Source organism: Tannerella forsythia (assembly GCF_001006485.1).
GTDB classification, from domain to species: Bacteria; Bacteroidota; Bacteroidia; order Bacteroidales; family Tannerellaceae; genus Tannerella; species Tannerella forsythia.
Genome location: NZ_JUET01000136.1, coordinates 1 through 11738 on the forward strand (window position 1 = coordinate 1; position 11738 = coordinate 11738).

Below are 11738 nucleotides of genomic sequence, written 5' to 3' on the forward strand. Positions count from 1 at the left end.
GGGGGGGGGATGTTCCTCTGCGTTCGGATACCGTGTACCACGCATAACAATTGACCATTAACCATTAATATGTCATTCAGAGCGAAGCGAAGAATCCCTTCCCTTTACCCCGCGAGATTCCTCACTGCGTTCGGAATGACAAGAGGAGGTGTTCGGAATGACAAAGGCTGTTATTTGCGTTGATTTGCGCCATTTGCGAAATTTGCGTTCGGACAAACCCGACACCACACAAAAAAAAAGGGCGAACAGATGGTTCGCCCCTACACGGCATAACAATTAACAATTGACCATTAACCATTAATTTGTCATTCAGAGCGAAGCGAAGAATCTCTTCCCTTTACCCCGCGAGATTCCTCACTGCGTTCGGAATGACAAGAGGAGGTGTTCGGAATGACAAGAGGGGGTTATTTGCGTTGATTTGCGTCCATTTGCGAAATTTGCGTTCGGATGGCCGTTGCGCTCGGATACCGTGTACCCGGCATAACCATTAACCATTGACCATTAACCATTGAATTACGTCAGGCTTACAGCCCTCCGCTGAGATGCTATGCCTTTTTTCCCAACGCTTCGCTTCGCTCCACATTGGGCTGAATTAATGCGCCCTTTCAGGGCTTTTACAACGGTCAGCAAACAGATCAACACCTCAACGCCTCAACACCTCAACAATCAAACAACTCAACACCTCAACAACTCAACAACTCAACAATCAAACAACTCAACACCTCAACAACTCAACAATCAAACACCTCAACAACTCAACAAACAACTAAACAATTCAACACTTGCGATAGGCTTATAAATGCTGATAAAAGCACAAGAAGCAACTACCCTCCATCATCCGATGCAAAGGGTAGCTGTTTTTGGATTTTTACTTCAACCGGTACGTTACGCCTCCCATCAGCCAGAAGCCGGCTTGAGGCACGTTACCCACGTCGTAATACTGCGTATCGTAAAGATTATTCATGCTCACATGCAAATCGACGTTCCGAAGTGTATAGTTGAGCTTCAGGTCGAATACCGAAAAAGCCGGATAGGGATGCAGTCCCGCATCGGCGCCTCCCTCAAACCGGCGGTAGTTCCCCATCCGTTTTTGAAGCCGGAAATGCCATGCGGCCGAAAAATTCCGGCACACCGGATGCCGTAGTTGCACGGTCAGCTTGTCGCGCAAATAGTTCAGCAGATATTTTGACTCCAATCCTTTCGAGTCGGCAGTCTGATTCATTCGTGCATAGCTGATCGAAAGTTCGGAGTGCCCGAGCATCGGCCATCGGTGTCCCGGTCGTAATGTGACGCCTGTCTCCACACCCTGCTTATCTACTTCCGTCAGATTCCATGACGCCCATTTCGCATCGCCCGATGTGCGCACCCAGTCAATCATATCGCGCCCCCACATCAGGAAGCCTTTTACGTAAGCGCTTACGAGCGGACGGTCATACGTCACGCCCAAGTCGACCGACTCCGACCGTTCAGGTTTCAACTGCTCATTGGCATGATGTGTCTCCTGCGTATAATACAAGTCGGTAAAGGTCGGCATGCGGGTTGACTGGCTCCATGTCGTGGCAATCTTCAGCCCTTCTGTCGGACGGTATGCCGCGCTGACCGACGGGTAGAAACGAATGGCATCCGTCAAGGTATTGTAGTTTACCAGCGCTCCCGCCGAAAGCGAGAAACGGCTCGTCGTATACGTATGCTCCAGTGTTACACCGCTCGTCGTGCGGTCGTCATATTTCGTATAATCTCCCTCCGGACGGGCACGTGGCTTGCCCAGTTTGCTGCTGACGATGTCTTCGCGTCGCACTTCACCTCCCAATGTCGTTGTACCAATGCGCGAAGTATATTGAAGAATCAGGTTGGCGCCATACGTATCGCCGCGATGGAAATTACGCCCTTTAGAGGTATCTTTAATCAGGTCGAACCGGTCGTAGTGGCGGCTCCAGTAGAGGATGGGAATTACCCGCAGCGTCTGGCCAAAGGAGCCTTTCAGTGTTGCCATGTAAGCGCTTGTCCGTTCATACTGATTCGGGAACTTCGCCGAATAAAACGTATTGGCTCCGTAGTGTTTGTTGTTGTAGCCCAGTTGCACGTCCAGATATGCGCTTTCGCGTGCATTCCAGCGTGTCTGCCAAAGCAGGTTATGCATCCGGTAGTCGCTGTGAGGAATATATCCGTCGGACGACTGGTAGCCTGCCGAAAGGCTGTTTCTCGTCCGCCCGATCTCAGCCGCTCCACGTACATCGCCTCGCCACAGGTTATGCATCCCTGCCTCCGCATTGGCATATACGCGTGCGTCGATTTCTTTTTTTGTGATGATATTGATCCCTCCGGAAAAAGCGCCTGAACCGTAAATCAGTGCCGAAGGGCCGTGGATGATTTCGATACGTTCGATGTCGGAGAGATTGACCGGAAGGTCGAGGTTGTAATGTCCGGTGTGTGGATTGGTCAGGTTGATGCCGTTTAGCAGAATGGCGGTCTGATCGGCTGAGCCGCCGCGGATGGAGATGTCGGCCTGAACGCCGTGTCCGCCACGCTGAATCACGTCGATATGGGCGGCATATACCAATAGTTCCTGCAGACTTTGGACGGGCGCCTGCTCAATCTGCGCTTTGGTGATAACCGTTACCAATCGTGCCGACTGTGCAAGAGGCGTCTCGACGCGTGCGGCCGTCACCGTCACCTCATCCAGTTCTTCTTCGGGCATCTTGTCGGCTACTGCACCTGCTCCCTGCTGTGCCGATACCGGCGACAGATGTGCAAAGGTCAGCATACTGCTTGTCAGCACCCCGATGTTCACTACCTTGTGCATACTGTTAAATGCACTGTAAGCCTTCCGTACAAATCGTCTGAAACGGAAAGCATGTTGATCATTCAATCGTTTTTTTGCTCTCATACAAATTATTTAACGTTAAAAAATACGCCGGCAAAGATATGGAAACCCCGATTACTCGCCTCTAAAATTATCAATTCTTAACAAATTCATTTACATTAAGCTACCTTATACGAACAAAAATACGTATATTTACGCCGTGAAAAAGAGGTCGATCAGACTGTACAAGGAAGAAGAGGTAACGGAACGTCTTCGCAATCCGGAGACCCAGCGGAATGCGTTTGCCGAGGTGGTTGAAGCATACGGCGAAAAACTGTATTGGCAGATCCGTAAAATGGTGCTTTCGCATGACGATGCCAATGATATTCTGCAAAACACTTTCCTGAAAGCATGGTCGAACCTCGACTGTTTCCGGGGCGAAGCCAAGATCTCGACGTGGCTGTATAAGATCGCCACGAACGAATGTATCACCTTTCTGAACCGGCAACGTTCCAATCGTAACATTTCGCTTGATGACACGGATGTCTTCTTACTGGAAACCCTGAAAAGCGACGAATATTTCGATGGGGATGAATTGGAACTTAAATTTCAGGAAGCGATTCTCAAACTTCCCGAAAAGCAGAGACTCGTCTTCACGATGAAGTACGGTACAGACATGAAATACGAGGAGATGTCCGAGGTGCTTAGTACCTCTGTCGGAGCGTTAAAAGCCTCTTACCATCATGCCGTCAAAAAAATCGAAGCGTTTTTAACAAAAGACGGTTAAACCTTCTCAATTTTAACACGTCAAAAGATACGCAATCCCTGATTAGACAGTTATGAAGATACAGCAATTCAATATAGAGGATGAGAAAAAGAAAAATTCGTTCCGTGTGCCCGAAGGCTATATGGAAGGGCTGACGGATCAGATTATGGCCCGTCTGCCGGAGTGTCCCCAACAGAAAGAAACCAAAGTCGTTTCGATGGCTGATAAGATACGTCCGTGGCTTTATTTAGCGGCAAGTTTTATCGGGCTGCTCCTAATCTTCAAAGGAATACAGGGGGAACGGGTGCAAAAAGATCACACTGCCGATCCGTTGCTCGTAAAAATGGAAGCACCCGAAGCTTCGTTAAATGCGATCTCTGAAGAGGATCAGGAATTTTTGGAATACCTGGAGGCGCAATATGCGGACGAGCTGTTTTTAGAAGAAGTCGAAGCAATGGAATAAGAACGTATGAGAAAGTGTGTACTTTTTATGTTGATTATGGTCGCTGTAACAGGTATTTTTTCTACGGTTATAGCGCAGGATGATAAAGAGAAGTTTGACCGTGAGGCTTTTATGGCTAAACGAAATGCGTATATCACGGCATCAGCCGGCCTGACAGCCGATGAAGCCGCAGCTTTTATCCCGATCGAGAATGAAATGCAGCGAAAGAAGTTCGAGATTGGGCGGGATTGCCGGAAATTGGCACGCAGGAGCCGTTCGAAAGAAGGGCTGACGGAAGAAGAACAGCAGAAGCTGGTCGATTGCACGACCGAAACACGGCTGAAAGAAGCCAAGCTGGAAAAAGAATACCACGAGAAATTCAAGCGGATACTATCTGTGGAAAAGTTATATAAATATCAGGAAGCAGAAGCCCGGTTTATGCGTGAGTTTATGCAGGAACGAGGGCATGGGCATGGAGGACGGCATGGAGGGAAACCATAGAGGCATTACGTTTCTCTCTACTTTCGTAGCAGGCGTTTCATACGCATCGTCAAGACGACAAATAAAGCAAGTCCCACGATAGAGCCGACGGCCAACATTCGAAGTCTCTCGGGCGAAGCATCCGCCGTGACAGCATTTTCCGATTTTCCGCCAGCCGATATCCCGATGATCGCACACGCGTTGTTAATGAAATGGGCGAAGACAGGCATCCAGATGCTACGACACCAGTAGATCAGATAACCCAGAAATGCGCCCAGCAGCATACGTGGCAGGAATCCGTAAAACTGGAAATGGAGGGCGCTGAAAAGTGCGGCAACAATCCAGATCAGTGCATGAGGATTGCGGATTTTCTTTCGCAGGAGAGAGAAGAGAGTCCCGCGGAAAAAGAATTCTTCTGTTACGCTGGCTCCTACGGCCATCACCAGCAGGCTGAATGGCAGCAATGTACAAGAGCCGGAAAGCATCTGTCGCACGAGGGTGTCGGCAGCTTGCTGTGTCTCGCGCATGCGACTTTCGAGCGGTGTCAGCGCATCAGGCAATTCCATCTGCGCGTTCAGGATGCTGATGAGCGAAACGACCGGCATCAGGAGCATGGTCATACCACCCGCCAGAAACCAAATACGTATATTAGGGAGGCTGTTCATCTGCAGAAAGCGACGGGGATCGTCGCTACAAAGAAAGGCGGTAACGAGTGCCGGTATCAAAAAGGCTGTCACGGAGCCAACGAACTGCATCCCTAACAGTATGCCGGGCGGCAGATGTGTTTTATCATTTTCTCCCGTCATCAACAGGATGCTTGCATAAAACAACGAGGCAAGTAAATATCCGACCATCATAGTGATGAGCAACACACCGGCCTGAAATCCGGCCCCTCGATCGGCAAAAATCCCTTTCATCGATACAAAAGTATAAAAAACAACTTCCGCCCCCGTCTTTTCGACGAGCGACGGAAGTTATCCTTTCATCCCTTCAAAGAGATATCGTCGTTTAAGCTCTCGGAAGCGCTTCTTTGACAACCATCTGACGGCCTTCAAACTCCGTCTCATTCATCTCCGAGATCGCTCGCTGTGCCTCAGCCGTATTCGGCATCTCAGCAAAAGCATAACCTTTCGACCGGCCCGTCTCGCGGTCTTTGATTACTTTGACAGAGTCTACCGCCCCATACTCTTCCAATCGTTTCTGCAATTCATTCTCCCGGACACGATAGTTCAGGTTTCCAATGTAAATGTTCATAAAATATAAAATTAAAAATACTCGATCGTTACTAATGAAAAGTGCAAGAAAACCGGAAGTTCAAAACAATGAAAAATAAATCATCAATCGCTGACAGAGATAAAAACCGATTGTTAAGTACGTTCGGAAGTATAATCACTCCTTTCACGCCGCAAAGAAACAGATAAAATCGGAATAAACAAGTGTTTTATAGCGAAAATTATTGTTTATTGGATGTTTTATATTTGCGAGATTAAAATTATAAGTCTAATTTTGCACCCTGCATAAAAGAAAAAACAGATTTAAAAGATTAAATATTAAACAGAACGGAATGAATGTTTCATTAAAAAGCAACGACTCCGTCAGTGGCGTTGTGACAGTAGCGATAGAAAAGAAAGACTACGAAGCGCAGGTTGATAAGAATCTGCGTCAGTATCGTCGGAAAGCCGATATGCCGGGATTCCGGAAAGGGATGGTCCCGTTGGGCTTGATCAAGAAAATGTACGGCAAATACGTGCTGGCCGAAGAGATTAACCGGATCGCTTCAGAGAGTCTGTTTAATTACATTCGTGAAAATAACATCGCTATTCTCGGACAGCCTGTGCCATGCACCGATCATCCGACGGTCGACTTCGACACACAGGAGAATTTTGAGTTTCGGTTCGACGTCGCATTGGCACCTGTACTCGATATCAAATTGACGAAACGCGATAAACTGACACGGTATGAAGTGGATGTTGACGATGCATTGATAGACAAGCAGATTGACTCGTACCGGCGAAGTTTCGGATCGTACGACAATGTGGAAGACATTGAGGAAAATGACCTTGTAAAAGGTACAGTAGTAGAGATGGAGGGGGACGAACAACTGCCCGGCGGTATTTGGGTCGAAGAAGCCATGCTCATGCCCCAATATATCAAAGACGAAGAAGAACGCAACAAATTCCTTGGTGCCAAACTGAACGACAAGGTTGTTTTCAATCCGAATAAAGCCTACGAAGGAGCCGAAGCGGAGATCGCATCTTTCCTGAATGTAAAGAAGGAAGAAGTGGCGAGTATTACCCGTGATTTCCGTTTCGAGATCAAAGAAATCACACGCCACAAGCCCTCCGACTTGAACCGGGAATTGTATGATAAGATCTTCGGCGAAGGAGCGGTGAAGACTGAAGCCGAATTTCGCGATCGGGTGAAAGAGTCGCTGGAAGAGCAGTTCCGTCCGCAGAGCGATTATACGTTTTTTGCCGATGTACGTGCCTTGATGCTTAAGAAGACAGCCGACATATCTTTTGCCGACGATATCCTGAAGCGCTGGCTGCTCAAGTCGGACGAGAAGAATACGCCGGAGATGGTAGAGAAAGACTATCCGCATGTCGTGGAAGACCTGAAAGCGCATCTGGCCAAGGAACAGCTTGTACGTACCCATGATCTTAAAGTAGAAGACGCAGACGTTGAATCGCTTGCCAAACAGGTAGCCCGGACACAGTTTGCACAGTACGGCATGCTCTCCGTGCCCGACGATGTACTTGAGAATTATGCCAAAGACATGATGAAAAAGGAAGAAACCGTAAAGAATCTGGTTGATCGTGTAATTGACGGGAAGCTTGCGGAATGGCTCAAAGAGCATGTTAAGGTAGAGACGAAAACAATCTCGCTCGACGAGTTTGAAAAAGTGCTGGCAGAAAAACGGAAATAAAAAAAAGACACGAATGAAAAACGAATTTAAGAAATATGCGACCCAACATTTAGGAATGAGTGCTACGGCACTTGAGAGCTATATGAATGTCTCAAGCAGTTATATCTCGCCGACCATCATCGAAGAGCGCCAGTTGAACGTCGCTCAGATGGACGTTTTCTCACGTCTGATGATGGATCGCATCATTTTCCTGGGTACACAGATCGACGATTATACCGCCAATGTCATACAAGCCCAGTTGCTTTATCTAGACTCGAGCGACCCGGGTAAAGATATCTCGATCTATATCAATTCACCCGGTGGCTCGGTATATGCAGGACTGGGGATATACGATACGATGCAGTTCATCGGAAGTCAGGTGACAACGATCTGCACCGGGATTGCCGCATCCATGGCTTCGGTGTTACTCGTAGCCGGCGAAAAAGGGAAACGTTACTGTTTGCCGCACTCGCGCGTGCTGATTCATCAACCGCTCAGTGGCGTGCAGGGGCAGGCTTCGGACATGGAAATCGCCGTTCGTGAAGTCTTGAGGGTAAAAGACGAACTCTATCGTATCATCTCCGAACATTCGGGCAAACCGTATGAAGTGATTTCTCGCGACAGTGACCGCGATTATTGGATGAACGCACAAGAAGCGCAGGAATACGGGATGGTCGACGAAATTATGAAGCGTAAATAAACAACGAAAAGAATACGATGGCAAAGACATTAGACGGTTCTTGCTCTTTCTGTGGGAAAAGTCGCAAAGATGCGACGTTGTTGATTACCGGTCTGACGGGTGCGATCTGCGACGACTGTGTCATGCAGGCATACGACATCGTGCGTGAGGCAAAACCGAAAAGTCAAGGATTTATGCCAAAAGGAGAGGACATCCCTAAGCCTCAGGAACTAAAAGCATTCCTTGATCAGTATGTGATCGGTCAGGATACGGCTAAGCGTTACCTTTCGGTAGCTGTCTATAACCATTACAAGCGACTGATGCAAAAAGTGACGCCGGACGATGTGGAAATTGAGAAATCGAATATCATCATGGTCGGAGCCACGGGGACGGGAAAAACGTTGCTGGCACGAACCGTGGCGCGCAAGCTGCATGTGCCATTCTGCATTGTCGATGCTACCGTACTCACCGAAGCCGGCTATGTGGGAGAAGATATCGAAAGTATTCTGACACGCTTGTTGCAGGCGGCCGACTATCATGTTGAGGCTGCTCAGCGGGGAATTGTCTTTATCGACGAGATTGACAAGATTGCTCGCAAAAGTGACAATCCGTCGATCACACGCGATGTCAGCGGCGAAGGGGTACAGCAAGGCTTGCTGAAATTGCTGGAAGGATCGATCGTAAATGTCCCACCGCAGGGAGGGCGCAAACATCCCGAGCAGCGCATGATTGCCGTGGACACCCGTAATATCCTGTTCATTTGCGGAGGAGCATTCGACGGCATCGAAAAAAAAATCGCCCAGCGGCTCAACACACGGGTGGTCGGCTATGCAGCCAGCAGAGAAACGGCTGTCGTAGACCGAAACAATTTGATGCAATACATCACCCCTACCGACTTGAAATCGTTCGGCATGATTCCTGAGATTATCGGTCGGCTGCCGATTTTGACCTATTTGGAACCTTTAGACCGGTCGGCTTTACGACAGATTTTGACCGAACCGAAGAACTCTATCATCAAGCAGTATGTTAAGCTGTTCGAAATGGACGGTATCAAACTTTCCTTTGATGAGGCGGTCTATGAATATGTGGTAGATAAAGCCATTGAATTTAAACTGGGAGCACGTGGTTTGCGTTCTATCGTGGAAGCAATTATGATGGACGCCATGTATCAAATGCCTTCCCAAAACAGGAAAAAACTGGCCGTTTCCTTGGATTATGCAAAAGAACAGTTCGAGAAAACAGATGTCAGCCGCCTGCAAAGAGCATAAAGCTATCGTAAATATTTACAAAACATATGGCAAAGAAAAAAGACATCACGGAGGACGAACCGAACGTAGAAAAGACAAAAACGTCGGCGGAGAAACGTAAACCCGTAGAGAAGAAGACGCCGGCAGGTAAGTCGGGCAAGAAGATGTCGGGCGAAGCCGTTGCACAAACCGCAAAAAAAGTTTCTACGGGTCGGACAAAGAAGGATCTTACCGGTGCCGACATAACGGAAGCGCTGCTATTTCATTTCGGATTTTCCTCGTTTAAAGGCAACCAGAAAGAAATTATCGAGAATGTCTTAGCCGGAAAAGATACGTTTGTGCTCATGCCGACCGGTGGAGGGAAGTCACTTTGCTATCAGTTGCCGTCGCTGATGATGGATGGGACAGCTTTAGTTATCTCACCTCTGATTGCTCTGATGAAGAATCAAGTGGATGCCATGCGCAACTTCAGCGAGGAAGACGGCGTAGCCCATTTTATCAATTCATCCTTGAACCGTGCAGCCATCGAACAAGTCAAGCAGGACATCCTGTCCGGTAAAACAAAATTACTCTATGTAGCCCCGGAGTCGCTGACCAAGGAGGAAAATATCGGGTTTCTGCGTCAAGTTAAAATATCGTTCTACGCGGTAGACGAAGCACATTGTATTTCAGAGTGGGGACATGATTTTCGTCCGGAATACCGTCGGATTCGTCCCATCATCAACGAGATCGGGAAACGCCCCTTGATTGCATTGACGGCTACGGCTACTCCGAAAGTACAGCACGATATCCAGAAAAATCTCGGGATGATGGATGCGAAAGTATTCAAATCTTCATTTAATCGGGCCAATCTGTACTACGAAATACGTCCGAAGGGGAAAGATATCGATCGTGAAATCATTAAATACATCAAGGCCAACGAAGGCAAGTCCGGTATTATCTATTGCCTGAGCCGCAAAAAAGTGGAAGAGTTTGCCGATATCCTGTGTGCAAACGGAATCAAAGCCCTGCCTTATCATGCCGGCATGGACTCGCAGCAGCGTTCGGCCAATCAGGATGCTTTTCTGATGGAAAAAACCGATGTGATTGTGGCCACGATCGCTTTCGGTATGGGAATTGATAAGCCCGATGTGCGTTATGTCATACACTACGATATCCCGAAAAGTTTAGAAGGATATTATCAGGAAACGGGACGTGCCGGACGTGACGGAGGCGAGGGGCAATGTGTTGCATTTTACGCGAATAAAGACTTGCAGAAGCTGGAAAAATTCTTGCAAGGCAAACCGATTGTGGAACAGGAGATCGGCAAGCAGTTATTGCTTGAAACGGCAGCTTATGCCGAAACGGCCGTATGCCGCCGTAAAGTATTGTTGCATTACTTTGGTGAAGAATACTTCGAAGAAAATTGCGGTTGTTGTGACAATTGTCTCAACCCGAAGACCCTGATCGAGGCAAAAGAATGGTTGCTCACGGTTCTGGAAGCTGTCGATTCGTTAAAAGAAAAATACAAGACTGAGTATGTGATCAGCTTTTTACTGGGGAATGAGACTGCCGATATCCTGTCATACAAACACAACGAACTGGAATTATTTGGTGCCGGTCAGGATGAAGATGAAAAAACATGGAATGCGGTCATCCGTCAGGCGCAGATAGCCGGTTATATCGCCAAGGATATTGAAAATTACGGATTGTTAAAGATTACTCCGCAGGGAAGAGAGTATATGAAGCAGCCGGTATCATTCAAGATTGTAAAAGATAACGAGTTCGAAGAAGATGATGCCACGGAAACGACGCTACGAAGCGGAGGATCAAGTGCCGTAGACCCTGCCCTGTTCTCAATCATGAAAGACTTGCGGAAGAAGCTATCCAAGCAATTGGATGTACCTCCTTTCGTAATATTTCAAGACCCTTCATTGGAAGCGATGGCAACAACCTATCCGATTACATTGGATGAATTACAAAATATTCCGGGAGTGGGAGCCGGAAAAGCGAAACGATACGGAACGGCGTTTGTGGCGCTGATCAAAAAATATGTCGAAGAGAACGAGATCGAACGTCCGGAAGACATGCGTGTACGTACCGTTGCGAACAAATCAAAGCTGAAAGTATGGATTGTTCAAAGCATTGACCGGAAGGTCGCTCTTGACGACATCGCCGCATCGAAAGGACTGGAATTCAGCGAATTATTAGACGAGGTCGAGTCGATTGTATATTCGGGTACACGGATCAATATCGATTATTTCATCGAGGAAGCAATGGATGAAGATCATGTTGATGATATCTACGAATATTTCAAAGAAGCAAAAACCGATGATTTGGAGGAAGCCATCGATGAGTTGGGAAGCGACTATACGGAAGAGGAGATCCGTCTGATCCGTATTAAATTCCTTTCCGAAATGGCCAATTAAAACATGAC

The 11738-nt window shown here is 47.7% G+C and carries 10 protein-coding genes; 7 read left to right on the forward strand and 3 right to left on the reverse strand.

Features of this window, described 5'->3' with window-relative positions; genetic code table 11:
• Positions 1 to 868: 868 nt before the first annotated feature.
• Positions 869 to 2887, reverse strand: coding sequence for a TonB-dependent receptor plug domain-containing protein (locus tag Tanf_RS13075; RefSeq protein WP_046826166.1), 2019 nt, complete (start codon positions 2885 to 2887; stop codon positions 869 to 871).
• Between the two features lie 136 nt (positions 2888 to 3023).
• Between Tanf_RS13075 and Tanf_RS13080 the strand changes: the two genes are divergently transcribed.
• From Tanf_RS13080 to Tanf_RS13090, 3 genes are read left to right on the forward strand one after another with little or no spacing between them, the layout of a single operon-like run.
• On the forward strand, positions 3024 to 3590 hold the full coding sequence (locus Tanf_RS13080) for an RNA polymerase sigma factor (RefSeq protein WP_371706645.1): 567 nt from the start codon (positions 3024 to 3026) through the stop codon (positions 3588 to 3590).
• Between the two features lie 52 nt (positions 3591 to 3642).
• Positions 3643 to 4032, forward strand: coding sequence for a hypothetical protein (locus tag Tanf_RS13085; protein ID WP_046826167.1), 390 nt, complete (start codon positions 3643 to 3645; stop codon positions 4030 to 4032).
• Between the two features lie 6 nt (positions 4033 to 4038).
• Positions 4039 to 4512: a hypothetical protein gene (locus Tanf_RS13090; protein WP_046826168.1), complete on the forward strand. Its 474-nt coding sequence runs from the start codon at positions 4039 to 4041 to the stop codon at positions 4510 to 4512.
• Positions 4513 to 4529: 17 nt separating this feature from the next.
• On the opposite strand, the gene Tanf_RS13095 is transcribed toward Tanf_RS13090, so the two are convergent.
• Positions 4530 to 5408, reverse strand: a complete 879-nt coding sequence (locus tag Tanf_RS13095) for a CPBP family intramembrane glutamic endopeptidase (RefSeq protein ID WP_041590743.1) — start codon at positions 5406 to 5408, stop codon at positions 4530 to 4532.
• Between the two features lie 91 nt (positions 5409 to 5499).
• Positions 5500 to 5745 (reverse strand): RNA-binding regulator, encoded by a 246-nt coding sequence (gene rbp / locus Tanf_RS13100; RefSeq protein ID WP_014224858.1) that lies wholly within the window; start codon positions 5743 to 5745, stop codon positions 5500 to 5502.
• A 310-nt stretch (positions 5746 to 6055) separates the two neighbouring features.
• Between rbp and tig the strand changes: the two genes are divergently transcribed.
• From tig to recQ, 4 genes are read left to right on the forward strand one after another with little or no spacing between them, the layout of a single operon-like run.
• The gene (tig, locus tag Tanf_RS13105) at positions 6056 to 7417 is read left to right on the forward strand and encodes a trigger factor (protein WP_014224856.1); all 1362 of its coding nucleotides are present in this window, start codon (positions 6056 to 6058) and stop codon (positions 7415 to 7417) included.
• A gap of 13 nt (positions 7418 to 7430) precedes the next feature.
• Positions 7431 to 8096: an ATP-dependent Clp endopeptidase proteolytic subunit ClpP gene (gene clpP / locus Tanf_RS13110; protein ID WP_014224855.1), complete on the forward strand. Its 666-nt coding sequence runs from the start codon at positions 7431 to 7433 to the stop codon at positions 8094 to 8096.
• Positions 8097 to 8113: 17 nt separating this feature from the next.
• Positions 8114 to 9343 carry an ATP-dependent Clp protease ATP-binding subunit ClpX gene (gene clpX / locus Tanf_RS13115; protein WP_014224854.1) on the forward strand — a complete coding sequence of 410 codons (1230 nt, stop codon included), beginning with the start codon at positions 8114 to 8116 and terminating at the stop codon, positions 9341 to 9343.
• A 26-nt stretch (positions 9344 to 9369) separates the two neighbouring features.
• Entirely contained in the window at positions 9370 to 11730 is a 2361-nt protein-coding gene (gene recQ / locus Tanf_RS13120) for a DNA helicase RecQ (RefSeq protein ID WP_014224853.1), read from the forward strand.
• The last annotated feature ends 8 nt before the right edge of the window (positions 11731 to 11738 follow it).